The following is a 20,738-nucleotide window of genomic DNA, read 5'->3' on the forward strand; positions in this document are numbered from 1 at the left end:
TTGCCGCCGTCGCGACAATTCGAAGTGGGTGTTGAACGCCGTCAGCCTACTACCGCCATTCAACGGACCATTCGATTGACGTCGGTGAGGCACCAATCAATTCGCGCCCTGGACCGGCCGCTCACCCTCACTCCGTACGTCGCCACAGCCAGCGCAGTGCGTCGGGCAGGAGGACGCCACAGTGGTTGGGGCTGTGGCCACCGTCGCCGAGTACGAGCCGGAAGTCGTAGCCCGCCTCGGCGAGGGCGGCCGCGACGCGCAGGTTGTGCGAGAGCCAGTTCCGGTGCGGCTCGTTCCAGTGCAGGTCCCGGTGACCGGCCTGCATGAAGATGCGTATCGGCTTGCGGGTGTCGCGGGCGATGAGCCCCGGGTACGGATTGCCGTCGGGCATCTGCGCGAAGCTGGACAGGCAGCACAGCACCCGACGGAACTTGTCCGGGCGCAGCCAGGCGGCGGTGAACGCCGCGTTGCCGCCGCTGCTGCCGCCACAGATGGCCCACCGGTCCGGGTCCTCGGCGATCGGGTAGCGCGTCGTGACCTGCGGGATGATCTCGGTAAGCAGGAAGGTGGCGAGGCGGTCGTCGAACGCGTCGTACTCGATGTTGCGGTTCTTCGGTTGCTCGGCGTCGACGACGACGCCGGGGTCGACGAACAGGCCGATGGTGACCGGGATGTCGCAGCGGTGGATGAGATTGTCCAGCACGATCGCACCCCGGACCTCCCCGCCCGGGTCCAGGTACCACTGTCCGTCGAGGAACACGACAAGCGACGCCGGCTGCGAGGGGTCGTACCGGGCCGGCAGATGGACCCAGAATTTCCGTGACGTGCCCGGATAGATGGTGCTGTCATCCCAGTCGAACTCGATGGTCTGACCGATCGGCCGGCCCGGCTGTCGGTGGGAGTCGGGGCCGTGGAGGTAGCGGACGTCCGACTGGTCGACGGCGAGGGAACGGAACGGCACCTCCACGGTCACCTCGGCGACGCTACGAGCCACCGTCGGACCGGGCAACCGCATTCGGCGTCGGCCCCGGCACCGTCGCGGACGCGGTCAGGGCGGTGATGGCGCGGCGAATGCGGTCGGCTGCCGCCGGGTCTTCTCCGTCGGTGAGTGCGACGTGGTGCAGGACCCCGACCACCGTCACCGCCAGCGCCTCGGTGTCGGCGCCTGCGGGTAGCCGCCCGATGTGCTGCTCCGCGACCAGGTATTCGACGACCGCGCGTTCGAGTGCCCGCAGGGCGGCACTTCCGCTGCCCAGCACCGCGTCGACCGCTGCCGCCAGCGGTGGCCGGTAGGCGAAGAGCCGGGTGACGGCCAGCATGGTGATCAACGGGGTGGCGAGCAGTGTCTCGCTGAGGTTCACGTCGACGGCGCCGGTGCCGGCGCGGTCGGGGAGCCCGGCCGCGTTGGCGGCGATCTGAAAGCTCCGGTCGACCGCGTAACCGGTCAGGAAATCGTCGAAGTTGGCGAAGTGGGCGAACAGCAGCCCGGTGGCGACGCCGCCCGCGCGGGTCACGGCTCGGCTGGTGAGCTCGCTGGGCCCCGCCGCCGCGATCACGCGTTCCGCGGCGGCGAAGAGGTGCTGCCGAGGCTCGGTGATGGCGACTCCGCGGGGCATGCCGGCAGTCTACGCGGGTTGCGTACGGATGAGCATGCGCTCATCATGGTTGAGCAAACGCTCATACCTGACTCTGGGGGCTTGAATGAGGCAAACCGTGATCGTCGGTGCCGGCATAGCCGGCCTCGCCACCGCCCTGCGACTGGCGCGGGACGGTTGGCAGCCGATCGTCGTGGAACGCGCTCCGGCCCGGCGCAGCGGTGGCTACCTGGTGAACCTGCTCGGTGCGGGGTACGACGCCGCCGAGCGGCTCGGTCTGGTCCCCGCCCTCGCCGAGCGGGCGCTGGGCCTGTTCACCACGGTGCTGGTCCGGGCGGACGGCCGGCCGAAGCTCACCGTGCCGTCGGCGGTCGCCGAGGCCGCGCTGGGGCCTCGCACCCTGACGGTGTTCCGGGGCGACCTGGAGGACGTGCTGTACGAAGCGGTACGGGACCGGGCCGAGATCCGCTTCGGCACCACGGTCGAGTCCGTCGACCAGAACGCCGACCGGGTACTGGTCACATTCAGTGACGGCACCACCGAGAAGGCGGACCTGCTCGTCGGCGCCGACGGCGTGCACTCCGCGACCCGCACGACGGTGATCGGTCCCGGTCGCCGGGTCGACCTGCCGTACGTGGTGGCAGCGTTTCCGCTGGTGCGGCCGCCCCAGGCCGTACCCGTCCCGTCCGCCACCACCTTCATCGGTCCCGGGCGCACGGCGGCGATCGTCAACCTGGGCCCGCGACGGTCTTCGGCCTTCTTCACCTACCGCTGTCCGGACCCGGATCGGGACCTGGAACACGGGCCGGCCCGTGCGCTGCGCGCGGCCTTCGGAGATCTGGCCGGCGGCGTCCCCGAGGCGCTCCGTGACCTGGAGGCCGACCCGGACAACGCCTACTTCGACCGGGTCAGCCAGGTGGACGTGGCGCAGTGGAGCGTCGGTCGGACGGTGCTGCTCGGTGACGCGGCCTGGTGCGTCAGCCTCTTCGCCGGGCACGGCGCGGCCCTGGCGCTCGCCGGTGCCGACCAGCTCGGCACCGCCCTCGGACGGCACGGCGACGACATCCGGTCAGCGCTGACGCAATGGGAGGCCGGCCTCCGCTCCGAGGTCGTGAAGCGGCAGGCGCTCGCCCGCCGGGGCATGTACCAGTACGCGCCACCGAGTCGCCTGCACGTCTGGCTGAACGAGGCCACGGTCCGGGCGATCACCCTGCCCGGAATCCGTGGCCTCGTCCGTCGCGGCATCGAACGCCAGAACCGCTGACCGGTGCGGCCCGGTCCCGGCCCACGGCCGCTCAGCCGTACGGGTTGAAGGGGATCCCGGCGGGCTTGGCGGCGTTGAGCAGGTACTCGAACGAGCCATCCTTGATCTTGATGGTGGCCGCGCCGAAGTTGGCGTCCATCAACCGGGTGCGCAGCTCGGTGCTGGGCCAGCCGTTCCAGTCCACCACCGGCGGGTAGTGCCAGACGTGGTAGTGGTTCTCCGGCGGCTCGTCGTTGTTGTTGGCGAGCCGGAAGAAGTGCGTCGACGCGCCGTCCTTGTGGTAGACGACCTTCGGATGGGTGCCGTCGAACCGTACCTGGGCGCGTGGATAGGTGCGCTGGCTGCTGTGTTGCGTGGTGCTCACGTACTCGACCCGGTTGGCCGCCTGGTCGACCCACGAGACGACGTGCTCCCAGTCGTGCCGATGGCCGCCGAGGCCGCTGCCGTGCACGGCCTGGTCCTTCTCGAAGTAGCTGGCGTAGACGATCGCGCACCACCCGTTGTTGCACTTGGAGCGGGCGTACGTCTGCGACATGTCCAGATCGGAGCGGTCGCGGCAGCTGCCGTTGATCGCCCCGGTGGTCTTCAGTCCGCCGTTGATCGTGCCGTCCGGGCTGATCGCCGACACGGCGTAACAGCCGTCGGTGTCGTAGTCGTAGGCGGGGGAGAACGACGACTCGTAGCCACCGGCGTTGTGCGGCAGGTTGGGCAGTGAGTTCGCGTGGGCCGGTGCCGCCGGGACCAGGACGCCCAGCGCGGCCAGCCCGGCGACGAGTCGGGCCAGCCAGCGCCGGTCGCGCCTGGGCGGCCGGCCGGGAGAGTGGACGGCGGCGAGCGCCGGTGGGGGAGATGACGGCGATGACACGGGATCCATTCGTCGCCTTCCTGGGTCGGAGCGCCTCGTCCTGCGCGCCCTGTCGATGCGTGACCATCTATATCCCACGGCGGGACGGGGGCGGTCAACGACAAACGCGAAGACGATTCATTAACGGTTCGGTGTGCCGGTCGTCCTCGGTGTCACCGAGCCCGCGGCCGGCGACCGGGCTCACCTCGTCGCGCACCTGTCGAGCAGCACCGGCACTCCGTCACCGGTCAGGTCCGCGCAGTAGCTTCGACGCCCGGTCATCGCCATCGTCAGGGCGAGCGTGGTACCGGACACCAGGGGTCCGGAGCCGGTGGTGAAGGGCCCGTCGGTCGCCGCCAGACGCAACCCGCCGATCCGGCCCTTGGCGAGCACTGTGAGGTCGGAGCCGGCGAAATACTCGGCGACCCGGGTGACGGTCTCGATCGGGTACTGGTGGTCCAGTCCCAGCGGGCGGCGGATGTCCTCACCATGCACGACCTGCTCGCCGAGCATCGCCAGCACCGGCAGAGGCGGCTTTGTGGTGCTGGTGATGACCCGGCGGAACCTGTCGAGGGTGTCGTCCGGGGTGTCGCCCAGTTGCTCGGCCAGCCGCATGAGCACCTGTCGGTCGAAGTCGAATCGGCACCGGAGCACGCCCAGCATCCAGCGCGCGGGAGTGAGGCTCGCCGCCGCGGTGAGATGGGCGAGGACCTCACGCACCGTGAGCCCCGTGCACAGCGACGGCGTGGTCCACCCGTCGGCGGCCAGGCCGGTGAGATCGTCGGCCAGTGCCGCCCGTTCCGCATGGACCAGCGGCCAGACGTCGGTGCGGTCGTGTCTCGGTGTGTGCTCGCTCATGCGGTGGACCTCCTGTGGTGGCCGCCGTCGCGCCGGCCCCGTGCGGTAGGGCCGGTGCGCACGGGTCAGACCTGCCGTGTCGAGAGAGAGGACTCCCGGCGTCGGGCAGAATCGTCGCTCGTGACGGACCTTTCTGCCGACCGGGCCGCCGGCACCTCGCCCGTTGCCGACGATCCGGACCTCGTCCGGGCGCGCGCCGGGGACGACGCCGCGTTCGATCGGCTGGTGGCACCGCTGCGCCGGGAGCTGCACGTGCACTGCTACCGGATGCTCGGCTCCGCGCACGACGCCGACGACGCCCTCCAGGAGGCCCTGCTGCGGGCCTGGCGGGGAGTCGAGCGGTACGCGGGACGTGGATCCCTGCGATCGTGGCTCTACGCCATCGCCACCCGCACCTGCCTGGACGCCGTCGAGACCCGACGCCGCCGCGCACTGCCCGTCGATCTGGGGCCGTCCAGCGACCGGGCCGTCCTCGACGGCGTCGGCCGGACCGAGGTGGCCTGGCTGGGCCCGTACCCGGAGACGGGGATCACCGGGGGACCGCCCGGCCCGCACGCCCGCTACGAGCAGCGGGAAGCCGTCGAACTCGCCTTCGTCGCCGCCCTGCAACACCTGCCCGGCAATCAACGGGCGGCGCTGCTGCTCTTCGAGGTTCTCGGCTACTCCGTCGCCGAGATCGCCGCGATGATGGACACCTCGACCACGTCGGTGAACTCGGCGCTGGCGCGGGCCCGCAGGATCGTCGCCGAGCGGGTGCCGGCACCGATGCAGCAACAGACGCTGCGCGACATCGGAGACGCCCGGCTGCGCCAGGTCGTCACCGCCTTCACGTCGGCGTTCGAACGTCGTGACGTGGACGCCCTGGTCGCGCTGCTGACCGAGGACGTCACCTGGTCGATGCCGCCGCTGGCGGAGTGGTACACCGGACTCGACGCCGTCACCGACTTCGCGGCCCGGGTGCCGATGGCCCGCTGTCCCAGCTGGCGGCACCTGCCCACCAGCGCGAACGGCCAGCCGGCAGTGGCCTTCTACCTGGGTGCCGACCCGGCAGCCGACCATCACGGCTGGTCGATCACCGTGCTGACGCTACGTGGCGAGCGGGTCGCCGCGATCACCTCGTTCCTCGGCGGCGACCACCTCGCGGCGTTCGGGCTGCCGTCCAGCGTCGCCGCACGGTGACCAACCCGCCGAGAGCCCACCTGCCCGTCACCGGTCCGGGCCCGCGCCGAGCCTGATGAACCACTGCTATCGGGCGGCGGCCAGGGTCACCGGTACCGCGACCACGTTCCGGCGTGAACCGTCATCGGCGGACACCTCGTACACCTCGATCGTGCCGGTCTGCTCGCGGGACAGCCGGTATCGCACGGCGACCCGGTAGGCACCCCGGCAGCCGGAACCGCAGGTGGCGGTGGTGAAGGTGGTGGCGAGCTGACGGCCGGTGGCGTCGAGCACCCGGACGCTTACTGTCGCCTCGAACACGTCAGCGGTCCCGGTGACGGTGACCGGGCTGGTGACCCGGTCACCGATGACCGGGCCGGTCACCACGATCGGCGGCAGCAGGTCGGCGTAGTCGGTGCGGTCGACCGGCGCGGCGGTGCCGAAGGCGACCCGCTGGACGGTGGGGAACTGGGTGAGCGTGTAGACCACCTGGGCCGCCCGCAACCGGCCGGTGACCGGATCGGGGGCGGCGGCCAGCCGGACCGTGGCGACACCGGCGGCGATCCGGCTCACCTGCGCGCCGTCGGGCAGCAGGGTCACCAGACCGGCGGCGGACTCGGCGGTGGTCGGTCCGGCGGCCAGTTCGCTCAGGGCGAGCCGTGAGGTGGCCACCGTGGCGGGCCGGGTGCGTCGGGTCGGTGCGAGTCGCCCGTCACGGACGTACCACAGTTGCAGCGTGAGGGTCTCCGGCCGGCTGTCGCCGGTGGTGCCCGTGCCGGTGCCCGGCGTGGTCGGGGCGGGGGCGTCGGTGGGCGGCGGCGCGGTGGTGGCGGGCGGGCCGACGCTGGTGGGGGCCGGCCCGGTCGGTGCGGCGGCGGTCGGCGCCGGGCCGAGCGAGCCGGACCGCGACGGCGCGCATCCGGCGACCAGCAGCAGGGCGATCACCGCCGCGAGTCGGCGGCGGCTCATCCCGGGCCGCCGGTCGGCTCGGACCCGCGTGCGTCGGGCCGACCCGACGACGCCCGTGTCGACCCGGCGTTCTCCGCCGCGGTACGCGCCGACGGGACCCGTTCCGGCGCGATGTCGGGCAGGTCGAGGCGGAACCGGGTGCCGGCACCGGGGGCGCTGTCTACGGTCAACCGGCCGCCGAGCAGCCGAGCGTTCTCCAGGGCGATGGCCAGACCGAGCCCGCTACCGCCGCCCGAGCGCGCCGAGTCGACCTTGTGGAACCTGTCGAACAGGCGTGGCAGATGCTCGGCCGGGATGCCCGGCCCCTGGTCGTCGACGTCGACGTGCACCCGGTCACCGGAGCGGACCGCCCGCACCCGGACCTCACCGGCGCCGTGTTGCACCGCGTTGGCGATCAGGTTGCCCAGCACCCGTTCCAGTCGACGCGGGTCGGTGCGGAGCCGCAGCGGGCCGTCGCCGACCGTCACCCGGTCCGACCAGCCGCGCGCGGCCACGATTCCGCGCACCAGGGCCGGTGCGTCCACGTCGGTCACGCTCACCGCCTCCCGCCCGGCGTCCAGCCGGGAGATCTCCATCAGGTCCTCCACCAGTCGGCGCAGCCGGACCACGTCGGTGACCAGCAGCTCGCCGGCGCGTCGGGCGTCGCCGGGCAACTGGTCGAGGTGGTCACGCAGCAGCGAGGCCGCGCCCACCAGAGCGGTCACCGGGGTACGCAGCTCATGCGCGACGTCGGCGGTGAAGCGCCGCTCCCGTTCCTGTGCGCGGTGCAGGGCGGCGATCTTCGCCTCCAACGCCTCGGCCATCTCGTTGAACGACGCGGCCCACCCGCTGAACTCGTCGCGCCCGCCCACCGGCAGCCGGGTGGCGAGCAGACCTTCGGTGATTGCCCGCGCGGCCCGGCTGGCCCGCCCCACCGGCTCCAGGGTGCGTCGGGCCAGGGTGTGCCCGACCGTGGCGGCGAGCAGCACCACAAGCACCCAGCCGCCCGCCAGGGCATTGCGCAACTGCTCCAGCCCGGCGGCGAGGTCGTCCTCACCGGTGATGACGTACAACTCGGCGGCCGAGCCTGGAATCCGTCCACCCACCACGAGCAACCGCGTCGGCCCGGAGCTGCGCTGATACCCGAGCTGCCCGGCTGCGACGGTGCTCCGCAGCCGCTCAGTAAACGGTGGTGCGTACGCCGGGTCCGAGGGCCAGGTGTCACCGTCGACCAGCACCACATGCCGGCCGCTGCCCTCGAAACTGGTGAGCAGTTCGCTGCGGCGCTGCTCGGTCAGTGGCAGGAACTGTCCGGCCAGCACCAGCCGGTACCGGGCGTCGGCCGCGGCGGCGTGCAGCGACGCGTCGTAGCGTGCCTGGTGCAGCAGCAGGTACGACCCACCGGCGAGCACTCCGGCGGAGATCCCGGCGACAAGCACGAACGCGATTGTCAGCCGGCGGCGCAGCCGACCGGGTCGGACGGTCCGTGGGTCCGTCGCCGGTGCGGGCCTGCTGCCCATCGTCGTCGCCGGTGCGGGCTTCCTGCCCATCGTCGTCGCCCGCTCATCCGGCGACGAGCTTGTAGCCGGCGCCGCGTACCGTGCGGATCAGCCGAGGGTTGCCCGGGTCCGCCTCGACCTTGGCCCGCAGCCGCTGCACCGCCACGTCGACAAGTCGACTGTCACCCAGGTAGCTGTGGTTCCAGACGCGGTCCAGCAGCAGCTCGCGGGTGAACACCTGCCCGGGCCGGCGGGCCAGCTCCAGCAGCAGTCGGAACTCGGTGGTGGTCAGCGGTACCTCCTGACCGTCCCGGCGGGCCACGAACGCGCCAGGGTCGATCTCCAGGCCGCCCACCCGCAGCGGACCGGGCTCGGGCGGCACCACCGTACGGCGCAGCACCGAACGGACCCGGGCCACCAGTTCGGGCAGGTCGAACGGCTTGCGCAGGTAGTCGTCGGCGCCGCACTCGAGGCCGACCACCACGTCGATGGTGTCGGTGCGGGCGGTCAGCATGAGGATCGGCACCGCGCTGCTGCGCCGGATCTCCCGACACACCTCCAGGCCGTCGAGGCCGGGCAGCATGACGTCCAACACGATCAGGTCGACGGCGCCGGCCCGCCAGGCGGCCAGGGCCTGCCGGCCGTCGGCCACGGTGTCCACCCGGAAGCCGGCGCGGCGCAACCCGAGAGCGATGACCTCCCGGATGGAGGCGTCGTCCTCGACCACCAGCACGCGGCCGTCCATGATGCATCCAGCGTAGTCCCGGGAGGCCGGTGGGTCGCTCGTCGGGACGGGCGGGGACGGGGGGCCGGCCGGCGCCGGCCCCCCGTCGCGGCGGTCGGTCATTCCTGCCACTGGTGCGCCACGTCGAGCACGATCCGGCTGTGGCCACCGGGCCCGGCCAGGACGAACACCCGGAACGGCAACCGGGCGCGGACCCCGACGGCGAAGGTGCTGTAACCCTCGAAACTGCCGCCGAAGACCACGTCCCGCAGGGTCTGGTAGCGCAGCACGTTTGCCACGTGCTCGCCGGTCCGGTACGGCACCGTCGCGAGGTGCTCGTCGTCGTACGCGGGGGCGCGCAGCGAGACCCGCAGCAACGCGTCACCGGCGGTGTACGGCGACAGCGCCAAGCCTTCACCCTCGGTGTACGTCTCGCCGTAGCCGACGGCGTAGCCGGTGACCGGGCCGTTGAACTCGAACACCACCCGGTCGTAGCAGTCGTGCCGGCCGGTCCGTACGTCGATGAGTGGTGCGGAGCTGAGTGCCCCGGCGGTCTTGTCGCCGCTGCCCCAGGTGATCCCGCAGTACGGCGCGCCGGTCGCCGCCTGCCTGACCGCTGTGGGTGCGGCGGTGGTCGGCGTGGCCGTCGCGGCGATCAGCGCGGCGAGCGCCACGATCAGCGTGGTGATGGTCCTTCTGATCCGCATCGTCATCTCCCTTCCGCCCCGCCGCGACGTACCGCGCGAGCGGGTGTGACCTTGTCGGATCCACAGTCGTGCCGGTGCGCCACCGTGGTTTCACGGTGGCGTAACGCGCGGGTAACAGCGTCGGGCGGTATGACGCTTTCGCGATGACAACCACCCGAGGATGACCATTAACATTCACGCACATCGATAGCGGCGTGCCGGTGCGCCGCTCAGTCCGCAGGGGAGTGCGTGATGATCCGACGACAACTGCTGCGCGCGGCCACCGCCGCGCTGGCGGCGGTGCTGGCGGCGACGGGGCTTCAGGTGGCCACCGCCACCGGTGCCTCGGCGGCACGGACCGTCTACTACGACGCCAGCCGGGCCGGGGAGTTCCGGACCAACTTCGACCAGGCCGCGCAGATCTGGAACAGCCGGGTCAGCAACGTGCGGCTGGTGCCCGGCACGCCCGCGAGCGTCACCATCTACGTCGACAGTGGCTGGCCCCGGGCGCAGGTCACCGGGCTCGGCTCCGGCCGGATCTGGATGGGGTGGCAGGCCGTCGACCAGGGTTACCACCGCACCCGGATCGCCACCCACGAGTTCGGTCACATCCTCGGACTGCCCGACCGGCGCACCGGGCTCTGCTCCGACCTGATGTCCGGCAGCAGCGCACCGGTCTCCTGCACCAACGCCTATCCCAGTGCCGCCGAGGCGAGCCGGGTCAACCAACTCTTCGCCGGCAGCGTGAGCGCGTCGGCCGCCGCCGGCACGTTCACCTGGACCGAGGACACCGGCGTCGGAACGCTCGTGGTCAACGGGCGGCCGGCCACCGAGAACTACTCGTGGCTGGTCTACACCTCCGGCTGCACCGGTACCCTGATCAAGGCCAACTGGATGGTCACCGCGAAGCACTGCCCGACCCCGTCGTCGGTGCGGGTGGGCAGCACCAACCGCACCAGCGGCGGCACTGTCGTCGGGGTGAGCCGGGCGGTCAACCACCCGAGCATCGACGTCAAGCTGTTCCAGCTCTCCAGCTCGGTCAGCTACGCGCCCGCGCCGATCCCGACCACCTCCGGCGCCGTCGGCACGGCCACCCGGATCATCGGGTGGGGCCAGACCTGCGCACCCCGCGGCTGCGGCTCCGCACCGACTGTGGCACACGAGTTGGACACCTCGATCGTGGCCGACAGCCGGTGCAGTGGGATCAACGGCCCGTACGAGATCTGCACCAACAACACGAACGGCAACGCCGGCGCCTGCTACGGAGACTCCGGTGGTCCGCAGGTGCGCCGGATCAACGGCGTGTGGAACCTGATCGGCGCGACCAGCCGGGCGGGCAACAACAACTCCACCTGCGCCACCGGCCCGTCCATCTACGGTGACCTGCCGTCGATCCGCTCCTGGATCAACACCCAGGTCGGCGGCCTCCCCGCCTGACAACTGCGTCGATCATGCAGTTGTGGTGCCTCACGAACGCCTCGAAACGGGGGCGTCCCGGGTGCCACAACTGCATGATCGGCACGGGGCGCGCGGGGGTGGGGTGGTGGGGGTGGGATAGTGGGCGATCGTGGCGAGATATGGGGTACTGAGTCTGCCGTCGAGTAACCGGGTGTACTCGGGTGCGGCGGTGGAGCTGACGCGGGCGGAGCTGGAGATCTTCGGCGACGCGGTGCTCGGTGGGCGGATCGGTGACGTGGCGACGGCGACCATCGGCGGGGCGCGTTACATCACGTTCGACGCGGCCGGTGGCCTGAGCGAGCGGGACGCCGCGCTGCTGGGCAACCTCTCCAGCGCGTACGCGATCTTCGAGTTCGTCGGTGACCTGCTGCGGCCCGTGCCGTTGACCCGGCTCGACCGATTCGACGACGACCTGCTCACCATTCAGAAGTACCCGGGCAAGACCAACGAGCAGTTCACCAAGCTGCTGCTCAACGTCACGCTGCTCGCCTCGGACGGGGCCGGCGACCTGCTGACCCGGCGGTTCCGGGTGCTCGACCCGCTGTGTGGCCGGGGCACCACCCTCAACCAGGCGATGATGTACGGCTTCGACGCCGCCGGTCTCGACCGGGACAGCAAGGACTTCGAGGCGTACCAGACATTTCTGAGCACCTGGCTCAAGCGCAAGCGGATCAAGCACCGGGTGCTGGAGTCCGGACCGATCCGCCGGGAGCGCAAGGTGGTCGGCCGGCGGCTGCGGGTGGAACTGGCTGCGTCGAAAGAGGCCCACAAGGCCGGCGACGTGCAGTCGGTGGACGTGGTCAACGCCGACACCACCCGGGTCGGTGAGTTCTTCCGCCCGGAGACGATCGACGTGGTGGTGGCGGACGCGCCGTACGGGGTGCAGCACGGCAGCCGTACCGCCGAGACCGGACTGGCCCGCGACCCGCTGGCCCTGCTCACCGCCGCCGCGCCCGGGTGGGCGCGGGTGCTGCGCCCCGGTGGCGCGCTGGGCATCTCGTGGAACACGAACGTGGCCCGCCGCGAGGCCGCCGCCGAAAGTCTGACCGCAGCCGGCCTCACCGTCCTCGACACCGGCCCCTGGCGCACCCTCTCCCACCGCGTAGACCAGGCCATCGTCCGCGACGTCCTGGTAGCCCGCAAACCCCACTAACCCCACCCGTTTTCCCGCGTTGATCATGAGGTTGACGGCGGTGTTGATCTTTGAAACTGCCGCAAACCTCATGATCAACGTGGCAGAGGGTGGGGTACGGGTGGGGGGTCAGCGGGGTTGGGCTTGGGGGCGGGAGCCGGTGGGGCCGAAGGCGGTGAGGAAGCGGTCGCGGAACTCGTCCATCGGCCAGACCGGCGCGTTCGGGTCCGGGGTCAGGCCGTCCTGCCAGCCCCAGTCGTTGATGCGTTGCATCACCGCCGGGTCCTTGGCCACGATGTGGATCGGCACGTCGTGGCTCGGGTTCTCGCCGGTGACCACCGGCGCCGGCTGGTGATCACCGACGAAGACCAGCACCGTGTCGTCGTCGCCGTACTTCTCCACGTAGGAGATGAGGGTACGAAGCGTGTAGCTGATCGAGTGCCGGTAACCGGTGCGGGCCTGCGCCGTCGGCGTACCGATGATGCCCCGTCGGAACACCTCACCGTCGTCGATGGTGTCCCAGTCGACGAGCGACGGCACCTTCGTCCAGGGGGAGTGGCTGGAGACCAGGGCCAGCTCGGCCATGACCGGACGGTCCCGCGGCCCGGTCAGCTCCCGCTGGTGGAAGCGGTGGATGGCGAACTGGTCGGGCATCGGCGCGAAGGCGAACTTGGGACCCTGGTAGTCCAGGTCGGGACCGCTGTAGAACTGCTCGTAGCCGTAGAAGGCACCCTCCGGCCAGGCCTGGTTCACCGCCGGCATCACCCCGACCGTACGCCAGTCGGCGCGCCGGAACGCGTCACCGAGGGTGAACCGGTCGGTGGCGAGCAGGTTGCGGTAGCGCTGGTTGTTGTCGACCCACAGACCGGACAGCAGGGTGGCGTGCGCCAACCAGCTCGCGCCGCCGATGGTCGGCGAGGTGAGGAAGCCGCTACGGGAGGCGAACCCGGCCGTGGCCAGGCGATCGGCGCTCTCGTCGAGCATCCGGGGGATGGCGGCGAACTCGGCGTCGGTGACCGCGTCGCGGCCGTAGCTCTCCACGAAGGCGATCAGCACGTTCTTGCCGCGCAGCCCGGTGAGCAGCTCGTCGGCGGGCACGTCCCGGAACGGGTCCACCCCCACCTCGTTGGCGAACACCTGGCGGTCGGACAGCCGGTCCCGGACCTCGGCGGCGTGCTCCTGCACGAGGATCGTGGCGTTGGTGTCGGCCATCGGCATAGCGGGCACGATCCGCGCCCCGAAGGCGGCCAGCACCGCCCAGACCACCACAAGCGTGGCGACGGCCCGGGTGCTGCCGGTCCGGTGCCGGGTCAGCAACCCGGACAGTCGCACCGTGGACAGGGCGGTCAGCAGTGGCACGGCCAGCAGCAGCAGCCCGACCCCGAGCGCGATGGCGATCGCGCCCGGCCGGCCGATCGACTCGGCCACGAAGGTGAACGCCTCGTCCAGCAGCGACCAGTCCAGCACCAGGTCGAACGGACGACCCAGCGAGGAGTAGAAACCCAGGTCACCGACCTTCACCACGGCGACGAGTCCGAGCAGTCCACCGGCCAGCGCGGCCACCACCCGGCGAGGCCGACCGGGCAGTGCGAGCAGCAGCGCGGCCAGCAGCAGCGCCTCCAGCGGGATCCGCAGGAACGCGCCGGGCTCCAACTGCCACGGCCGGTTGGGCAGGGTGAACGTGACAAGCACCAGCACGGCGGCGAGCGTGGTGACCACGCGCGTGACGATCCGTCGCCGCAGGGTGACCGGCGCCGGCGGGGACGTGACGTCGTCGGCACCTGGCCTGCGGGCATCGGCGGGCCCGCTCTCGCCCGCGGGTACGGCGTCGGTCGGGCCCGTCCCGACCTCCGGACCGCGCGGGTCGGTGCCGGTGGTCGGGTTCTCGTCCGGGTTCGGCGTGGCCGCCGGGTCGGCGATCGACAACTGGGTCTCCCGGGTCAGCGCAGCGACAGGACGGGGGCGGTGGCCAGGTCACGCTCGTCGGCGCGATCGGCCCGACGCACGCCGATCGGCACCGTCGGTACGGTCGGCACCACCGGCACCACCACGGCCGGCACGGTCCGGACCTGCCGGTGCCGCCACAGCCAGCTGACGTCGCGCCCGAACGACTCGACGAGCAGGCCCAACGCGGTCATCAGCACGACGGTGGTCAGCACCCCGGGCAGCACCTGGGAGGCGGCGACCGCGAGCATGATCCCCTGGACCGCGGCGACCACCTTACGCCAGTACCGGGGCGGCAGCTGCGCGTCCACCCAGGGCAGCACCCAGCCGGCGACCAGGAAGACGTAACGCATCAGGCCGATGGCGAGCACCCAGACCCCGACCGACGGGGCGACGTAGAGGCTCAGCATCAGCACCAGGAACGAGTCGACCTCCATGTCGAACCGGGCGCCGAGGGCGCTCGTCGTCCCGGTGCGGCGGGCCACCTTGCCGTCGACCGCGTCGAGGGCCAGCGCCACCGCCGTCATCGCCACCAGCACCGCCACCGGCGCGGGGCGGCCGCCGGTCAGCGCGTCGGCGATCAGCGCGGTCACCGCCCCGACCAGCAGCCCACGACCCATCGTCACCCAGTCGGCGGGTCCCAGCCGGTCCGTGCCCGCGTGACGCAGGCCACGTACCAGCGCCAGGCAGGTCACGGCACCGTACGCCAGGCCGGCCAGCCAGCCCACGACACCGAGACCGACCGTCGCGGCGACTCCCGCCAGCAGCATGATCTGGACGATGAGCCCGATTTGCGGACCGGTTCGAACTGTGGACACCGTGCCTCCGTGTTTATGATCGACGACCCCTGACTGGGAACTACGGAAAATACGACGGATCGGTTCGGTCCGGACGCAGGTAAGGAGAAAAATCCGGTGACGCGAACCGCCCTCGCCTTCTGGCTCCGGGCTCCCGGCACGGGCGAGATCCGTCCGGTGACGCTGCCGGAACCGGGCCCCGACGAGGTCCTGGTGCGCAGCCGGTACTCCGGGGTCAGTCGGGGCACCGAGACGCTTGTCTTCACCGGTGGCGTGCCCGCCAGCCAGTACGCCGCGATGCGCGCCCCGTTCCAGGAGGGGGACTTCCCGGCCCCGGTCAAGTACGGGTACCTCAGCGTCGGCGAGGTCGAGCAGGGCCCGGCGCACCTGCGCGGGCGTACGGTGTTCTGCCTGCACCCGCACCAGAGCGCGTACGTGGTGCCGGCGGACGCGGTGACAGTCGTACCGGCGGAGGTCCCGGCGGCCCGCGCGGTGCTGGCCGGCACTGTCGAAACCGCCGTCAACGCGTTGTGGGACGCCCCGCCCCTGGTCGGCGACCGGGTCACGGTCGTCGGGGGTGGCATGGTCGGCTGCGCGGTGACCGCCCTGCTGGCCCGCTTCCCCGGCGTACGGGTGGAGCTGGTCGACACGGATCCGGCCCGCGCCGAGGTGGCCGCCGCGTTGGGTGTCGACTTCGCCGGCCCGGAGACCGCCGCCGACGGCCGTGATCTGGTGGTGCACGCCAGCGCCACCGCCGCCGGCCTGCAACGCGGTCTGGACCTGCTCGCGCCGGAAGGCACCCTGCTCGAACTGAGCTGGTACGGCGACCGGCCGGTGGAGTTGTCCCTCGGTGGCGCGTTCCACTCCGGCCGGCTGAACATCCGCAGCAGTCAGGTGGGCATGGTCGCTCCGGCCCGACGCGGCAGTCGCAGCTACGCCGACCGGATGGCACTCGCCCTGGACCTGCTCGCCGATCCGGCGTTCGACACGCTGATCACCGGCCGGTCGCCGTTCGCGGAACTGCCCGACGTGCTCGCCCGACTCAGCGGGGGCGACCTGCCCGCGCTGTGCCATCTCATCACCTACGACGGGGAGTGAACCGTGTTCAGCGTGACCGTCCGTGACCACATCATGATCGCCCACAGCTTCCAGGGCGAGGTCTTCGGCCCCGCCCAGCGGCTGCACGGCGCGACGTTCGTCGTCGACGCCACCTTCCGCCGCCCGGATCTGGACGAGGACGGCATCGTGGTCGACATCGGGTTGGCCACCGATCAGCTCAAGGCGGTGCTCGGCGAGCTGAACTACCGCAACCTCGACGACGAGCCCGCCTTCGCCGGGACGAACACCACAACGGAGGTGCTGGCCCGCACCATCGCCGACCGGCTCGCCGAGCGGGTGCGCGCCGGCCAGCTCGGCGTCGGTGCCCGGGGCCTGACCGGGATCACCGTCACCCTGCACGAGTCGCACGTGGCCTGGGCCAGCTACGAGCGGGCGCTGCCCGGCTCGACCGCCGTCGGTGAGGGCACCGCCTGACGTGCCGATCCTGCACGTGATCCTGCCGGGCGACATCGACGACCCGGCGTCACCCAGCGGCGGCAACGGCTACGACCGGCGGATCTGCGCCGGTCTGACCGCCGCCGGCTGGTCGGTCCGCGAGCACGCCGTGCCCGGTGACTGGCCGCGACCGGCCCCGGCGGCGCGGGCCGCGCTGGCGCGGCTACTGGCCGGCACGCCGGACGGTGCGCTGGTCCTGGTCGACGGGCTTGTCGCCTCGGTGGTGCCGGACGCCCTCGCCGCGCACTCCGGACGGCTGCGCCTGGTCGCGTTGGTGCACCTGCCCCGGGACGACGACGCCGAGGCCCGGGCGCTCGCGGCGGTCACCGCCGTGGTGGCCACCAGCGCCTGGACCCGCGACGCGTTGCTGCGGCGGTACGCGCTGCCGGCCGAACGGGTGCACGTGGCCCCACCCGGGGTGGACCCGGCGCCACCGGCACCCGGATCGACTACCGGTTCGGCACTGCTGTGCGTCGCGGCGGTCGCCCGGCACAAGGGCCACGACGTGCTGGTTGAGGCGCTGACCGCGGTGGCCGACCGGCGCTGGACGTTGACCTGTGTCGGACCCCTGCACCGGGAACCGGAGTTCGTCGACCGGCTGCGCGAGCGGATCACCGCCGGGCGGCTGGGCGACCGGATCCGGCTGACCGGGCCGCTGGCCGGTGACCGGCTCGCCGCCGCGTACGCCGCCGCCGACCTGCTGGTGCATCCGTCGCGGGGTGAGACGTACGGGATGGTGGTCACCGAAGCACTGGCGCGCGCCGTACCGGTGCTCGCCACGGCCGTCGGCGGACTGCCCGATGCCCTCGGACGCACGGCGGCGGGGGACCGGCCGGGGCTGCTGGTGCCGCCCGAGGATCCGGCCGCCCTCGCCGCCGCGCTGCGCCGCTGGCTCGACGACGCGGACCTGCGCGAGCAGCTGCGACACGCCGCCGTCCAGCGACGGGACACCCTGACCGACTGGACCAGCACCGTCGCCCAGATCACCACCGCCCTAGAGGAGGCGTCGGCATGAGCATCGATCTACCGCCCGATTTCGCGCAGTGGCTCGCCCTGCGGGAACCCGCCGATGTGGCGGCCCGGTCCACGGAACTCGTCAACACGCTTCGTGCGGCGCTGCCCGGCCACGGCCCGTTCGTGGTGCACGACCTCGGTGCCGGGACCGGTTCGCTGGGCCGCTGGCTGGCCCCGCTGCTCACCGGCGAACAGCACTGGATCCTGTACGACCAGGATGCCGACCTGCTGGCCCGGGCCCGCGCCGGCATGCCCGCCACCGCCGCCGACGGCGCACCGGTGACCGTCGAGACACGCCAGGGCGACCTGACCCGGCTGACCGCCGCCGAGCTGGCCGGCGCCGCCCTGGTCACCGCCTCGGCCCTGCTCGACATGCTCTCCGCCGAGGAACTCGACCAACTGGTCGCCGCCTGCGCCAAGGCCGGCTGCCCGGCGCTGTTCCTGATCTCCGTCACCGGCACCGTGCGGCTGACCCCGGCCGACCCGCTGGACGACGAGGTCGCCGCCGCCTTCAACGCCCACCAGCGGCGTACCGTCAACGGTCGCCGGCTGCTCGGACCGGACGCCATCGACGCCTGCGCCGCCGCCTTCGCCCGGCACGGGGTGGACGTGGAACTGCGGCCCAGCCCGTGGCAGCTCGGGCCGGATCAGGCCGCCCTGACGGTGGAGTGGTTCACCGGATGGCTCGACGCGGCCCGTGCGGAACGCCCCGACCTGACCGCCCGCACCGACGAGTACGCACGACGTCGGCTGGCGCAGGCTGAAACAGGTCGACTCGGGGTACTGGTCAGTCACGTCGACCTGCTGGCGCTGCCCCGTTGAACCGGCAGCCGACCAGCTACGTGCGTACAGTCAGGGAAGATCGCCATGCCGGGGAGGCACGAGTGGGGGATGAAGCTGGCAGCGCCGTGCCCACGGCGTCCCCGGTGGGCCGGTCGTTCTGGGGCTGGGCCCGACTGGCACTGGGACTGGGTGTCCTCGTGGGGCTGCTCTGCTGGCTCGGCACCGGACCGTTCCTGGCCGGGCTGCGGCTGATCGACGCACCCGCGCTGGCCGCCGCGCTCGCCATCGGTGTCCTCACCACGGTCTGCGCCGCCTGGCGGTGGAGCCTCGTCGCGGGTGGCCTGGGCGTACGCCTGCCACTGCGGGAGGCGGTCGCCCACTGCTACCGGGCGATCTTCCTGAACGCGACGCTGCCCGGCGGGATCCTCGGTGACGTGCACCGTGCGGTGCGTCACGGCCGTGACGTCGGCGACGTGGGCCGGGGCATCCGGGCGGTGGTGTGGGAACGGATGGCCGGGCAGGTGGTGCTGGTCGCGGTCGCCGTGGTGCTGCTGTTCGCCTTCCCGTCGCCGGTACGTCCGTTCCTGCCGGTGGCCACCACGGTGGCGGTGGCGGTGCTTGTCGCCGTGGTGCTGGCCGCCCGACTGCTGCCGCAGTCCGGTGCCTCTCGGTGGACCCGCGCGTTGCGTACCGCCGTCTCCGACGTCCGCAGCGGGCTGCTCGCTCGGCGCACCTGGGCCGGGGTGCTGCTCGCCTCCGCGCTGGCGGTCGCCGGGCACCTCGCGACATTCCTGGTGGCGGCACGCACGGCGGGATCCACCGCCCCGCTGAGCCTGCTGCTGCCGCTGACCCTGTTGGCCCTGCTCGCGATGGGGGTGCCGGCAAACGTCGCCGGGTTCGGCCCCCGCGAGGGGGTGGCCGCGTGGGCGTTCGCCGCCGCCGGCCTGACCGCCGCCGAGGGGGTGGCCACCGCGACGGTGTACGGCGCTCTGGTGCTCGTCGCGAGCCTGCCCGGAGCCGCCGTGCTACTGGCCCGACGTGTCCGTGTACCCGCCACCGTCTGACGAGGAGACCCATGTCCGAATCACTGCCTGTCGCCACCATCCGGACGCAGGTCACCGTGCCGCTGCGGTTCCCCGACGGCTACACCACCACCGCCCGGCTGTTCACCTTCGACGGGTTGGTCGACGGCCGGGAGCACCTCGCCTTCGCCCTCGGTGACACCGGCGCGGCGGAACGCGACGCAGACGTGCCGTTGGTCCGCCCGCACAGCGAATGTCTCACCGGCGACGTGTTCGGCAGCCAACGCTGCGACTGCGGGCCCCAGCTGCGCGAGGCGGTGCAGCGCATCGCCGACGTCGGCGGGTACCTGCTCTACTTGCGCCAGGAGGGCCGGGGCATCGGGCTGTACGCCAAGCTCGACGCGTACGCGTTGCAGGACGCGGGGCTGGACACCTTCGAGGCCAACGTCGCGCTCGGTCACGCCGAGGACGAGCGCGACTACACCGTGGCCGCCCAGATGCTCGCCGCGCTCGGCGTCGGGCCGATCGCGGTGCTGAGCAACAACCCGGAGAAGACCGAGCAGTTGGGTCGGCTCGGGATCACCGTGACCGAGCAGGTGCCGACCGGCGTGTTCCTGTCCCCGGCCAACGCCGACTACCTCGCGGCGAAGGCCAACCGCGCGGCCCGCGCCGCTGACCTGCCCTGCGTCCGGTGACCGGCCCGCCCGGGGTGGCGCGGCCGTACGTGCTGCTCAGCTGCGCCACCTCGATAGACGGCTACATCGACGACGCCACCGACGAGCGGCTGCTGCTGTCCAACGACGCGGACCTCGACCGGGTGGACGAGGTCCGCGCCGGCTGCGACGCGATCCTGGTCGGCGCCGGTACGGTCCGCCGGGACGATCCCCGGTTGCTGGTGCGGTGCGAGCGGCGCCGAGCCGAACGGGTCGCCCGGGGCCTGCCGGCGTCGCCGACCCGGGTGACCATGACCGGCTGCGGCGACCTGGACCCGGAGGCCCGGCTCTTCACCGTCGGCGACACCGACCGGATCGTCTACAGCGCGAGTGGGGCGGTGGAGAAGACCCGGCACCGGCTGGGTGAGCTGGCCACCGTGGTCGACGCCGGTGACCCGGTCGACCTGGCGCGGATGTTGACCGATCTCGCCGAGCGGGGCGTGGGTCGACTGCTTGTCGAGGGCGGCGCGGGCGTGCACGGACAGTTCCTCGCCGCAGGACTCGCCGACGAGTTGCACCTGGTGGTCGCCCCGTTCTTCGTCGGCGACCGACGGGCACCGCGGTTCGTCGGCGAGGGCCACTTCCCGTGGCACCCGGGGCGACGGGCGCAGGTGGTGGAGGCGCGCCAGATCGGTGACGTGGTGCTGACCCGGTACGCGCTGTCCGAGCGCTGCGACCCGGCGCAGGGCGCCTGACGGTCGCCGGATGCGGCATCTCGCGACGTCCCGTGCGGCGGGCCGGCGCG

19 protein-coding genes and 2 pseudogenes are annotated in these 20,738 nt (G+C 72.3%); 11 read left to right on the forward strand and 10 right to left on the reverse strand.

The annotated features are described in order from the left end of the window. Positions 1-127: 127 nt before the first annotated feature. Complete coding sequence (locus AB0I71_RS04885; protein ID WP_357581917.1) at positions 128-973, reverse strand: alpha/beta hydrolase-fold protein; 846 nt, start codon at positions 971-973, stop codon at positions 128-130. Between the two features lie 10 nt (positions 974-983). Beyond that, on the reverse strand, positions 984-1,616 hold the full coding sequence (locus AB0I71_RS04890) for a TetR family transcriptional regulator (protein ID WP_357581918.1): 633 nt from the start codon (positions 1,614-1,616) through the stop codon (positions 984-986). 85 nt (positions 1,617-1,701) lie between these two features. Between AB0I71_RS04890 and AB0I71_RS04895 the strand changes: the two genes are divergently transcribed. Beyond that, positions 1,702-2,859: an FAD-dependent oxidoreductase gene (locus tag AB0I71_RS04895; protein ID WP_357581919.1), complete on the forward strand. Its 1,158-nt coding sequence runs from the start codon at positions 1,702-1,704 to the stop codon at positions 2,857-2,859. A gap of 31 nt (positions 2,860-2,890) precedes the next feature. Here AB0I71_RS04895 and AB0I71_RS04900 read toward each other — a convergent pair whose 3' ends face one another. Continuing rightward, positions 2,891-3,733 carry an NPP1 family protein gene (locus AB0I71_RS04900; protein WP_357581920.1) on the reverse strand — a complete coding sequence of 281 codons (843 nt, stop codon included), beginning with the start codon at positions 3,731-3,733 and terminating at the stop codon, positions 2,891-2,893. A gap of 171 nt (positions 3,734-3,904) precedes the next feature. Beyond that, the gene (locus AB0I71_RS04905; protein ID WP_357581921.1) at positions 3,905-4,561 is read right to left on the reverse strand and encodes a maleylpyruvate isomerase family mycothiol-dependent enzyme; all 657 of its coding nucleotides are present in this window, start codon (positions 4,559-4,561) and stop codon (positions 3,905-3,907) included. Between the two features lie 120 nt (positions 4,562-4,681). Between AB0I71_RS04905 and AB0I71_RS04910 the strand changes: the two genes are divergently transcribed. Further along, positions 4,682-5,740, forward strand: a complete 1,059-nt coding sequence (locus AB0I71_RS04910; RefSeq protein WP_357581922.1) for a sigma-70 family RNA polymerase sigma factor — start codon at positions 4,682-4,684, stop codon at positions 5,738-5,740. A 66-nt stretch (positions 5,741-5,806) separates the two neighbouring features. Here the strand turns inward: AB0I71_RS04910 and AB0I71_RS04915 are convergent, their stop codons facing one another. From AB0I71_RS04915 to AB0I71_RS04930, 4 genes are all read right to left on the reverse strand, one after another. Further along, positions 5,807-6,688, reverse strand: a complete 882-nt coding sequence (locus AB0I71_RS04915) for a Gmad2 immunoglobulin-like domain-containing protein (RefSeq protein WP_357581923.1) — start codon at positions 6,686-6,688, stop codon at positions 5,807-5,809. Next, positions 6,685-8,217 (reverse strand): HAMP domain-containing sensor histidine kinase, encoded by a 1,533-nt coding sequence (locus tag AB0I71_RS04920; protein ID WP_357581924.1) that lies wholly within the window; start codon positions 8,215-8,217, stop codon positions 6,685-6,687. The genes AB0I71_RS04915 and AB0I71_RS04920 overlap by 4 nt, the downstream gene beginning before the upstream one ends. A gap of 13 nt (positions 8,218-8,230) precedes the next feature. Continuing rightward, the gene (locus AB0I71_RS04925) at positions 8,231-8,911 is read right to left on the reverse strand and encodes a response regulator transcription factor (protein ID WP_357581925.1); all 681 of its coding nucleotides are present in this window, start codon (positions 8,909-8,911) and stop codon (positions 8,231-8,233) included. 98 nt (positions 8,912-9,009) lie between these two features. Beyond that, positions 9,010-9,597, reverse strand: coding sequence for a hypothetical protein (locus AB0I71_RS04930; RefSeq protein ID WP_357581926.1), 588 nt, complete (start codon positions 9,595-9,597; stop codon positions 9,010-9,012). Between the two features lie 231 nt (positions 9,598-9,828). Here AB0I71_RS04930 and AB0I71_RS04935 point away from each other — a divergent pair, with 231 nt between their 5' ends. Both AB0I71_RS04935 and AB0I71_RS04940 read left to right on the forward strand, forming a co-directional pair. Then, entirely contained in the window at positions 9,829-11,013 is a 1,185-nt protein-coding gene (locus AB0I71_RS04935; RefSeq protein ID WP_357581927.1) for a snapalysin family zinc-dependent metalloprotease, read from the forward strand. Between the two features lie 130 nt (positions 11,014-11,143). Next, positions 11,144-12,187, forward strand: a complete 1,044-nt coding sequence (locus AB0I71_RS04940) for an SAM-dependent methyltransferase (protein WP_357581928.1) — start codon at positions 11,144-11,146, stop codon at positions 12,185-12,187. A gap of 108 nt (positions 12,188-12,295) precedes the next feature. Here AB0I71_RS04940 and AB0I71_RS04945 read toward each other — a convergent pair. Beyond that, positions 12,296-13,873 (reverse strand): annotated as a pseudogene (locus tag AB0I71_RS04945) (sulfatase-like hydrolase/transferase); the annotation flags it as partial. 365 nt (positions 13,874-14,238) lie between these two features. After that, positions 14,239-14,880: pseudogene (locus AB0I71_RS04950) on the reverse strand (CDP-alcohol phosphatidyltransferase family protein); the annotation flags it as partial. A gap of 144 nt (positions 14,881-15,024) precedes the next feature. On the opposite strand from AB0I71_RS04950, the gene AB0I71_RS04955 reads away from it, so the two are divergent. The 7 genes from AB0I71_RS04955 to AB0I71_RS04985 all read left to right on the forward strand — a co-directional run bounded on the left by AB0I71_RS04955 (position 15,025) and on the right by AB0I71_RS04985 (position 20,688). Next, positions 15,025-16,005, forward strand: a complete 981-nt coding sequence (locus tag AB0I71_RS04955; RefSeq protein ID WP_357581929.1) for a dehydrogenase — start codon at positions 15,025-15,027, stop codon at positions 16,003-16,005. A gap of 3 nt (positions 16,006-16,008) precedes the next feature. Further along, entirely contained in the window at positions 16,009-16,440 is a 432-nt protein-coding gene (locus AB0I71_RS04960) for a 6-carboxytetrahydropterin synthase (protein ID WP_357581930.1), read from the forward strand. Continuing rightward, on the forward strand, positions 16,424-17,476 hold the full coding sequence (locus AB0I71_RS04965) for a glycosyltransferase family 4 protein (RefSeq protein ID WP_357581931.1): 1,053 nt from the start codon (positions 16,424-16,426) through the stop codon (positions 17,474-17,476). The genes AB0I71_RS04960 and AB0I71_RS04965 overlap by 17 nt, the downstream gene beginning before the upstream one ends. Next, complete coding sequence (locus AB0I71_RS04970; protein ID WP_357581932.1) at positions 17,473-18,297, forward strand: class I SAM-dependent methyltransferase; 825 nt, start codon at positions 17,473-17,475, stop codon at positions 18,295-18,297. The genes AB0I71_RS04965 and AB0I71_RS04970 overlap by 4 nt, the downstream gene beginning before the upstream one ends. A gap of 86 nt (positions 18,298-18,383) precedes the next feature. Further along, on the forward strand, positions 18,384-19,322 hold the full coding sequence (locus AB0I71_RS04975; RefSeq protein WP_357582016.1) for a lysylphosphatidylglycerol synthase domain-containing protein: 939 nt from the start codon (positions 18,384-18,386) through the stop codon (positions 19,320-19,322). Positions 19,323-19,333: 11 nt separating this feature from the next. Further along, on the forward strand, positions 19,334-19,975 hold the full coding sequence (gene ribA / locus AB0I71_RS04980; protein ID WP_357581933.1) for a GTP cyclohydrolase II: 642 nt from the start codon (positions 19,334-19,336) through the stop codon (positions 19,973-19,975). Continuing rightward, a complete protein-coding gene (locus AB0I71_RS04985) occupies positions 19,972-20,688 on the forward strand; it encodes a dihydrofolate reductase family protein (RefSeq protein WP_357581934.1) in 717 nt (238 codons plus the stop codon). Before ribA ends, AB0I71_RS04985 begins: the two co-directional genes overlap by 4 nt. The last annotated feature ends 50 nt before the right edge of the window (positions 20,689-20,738 follow it).

This window comes from Micromonospora sp. NPDC049891 (assembly GCF_040660295.1).
Classification (GTDB): Bacteria; Actinomycetota; Actinomycetes; order Mycobacteriales; family Micromonosporaceae; genus Micromonospora.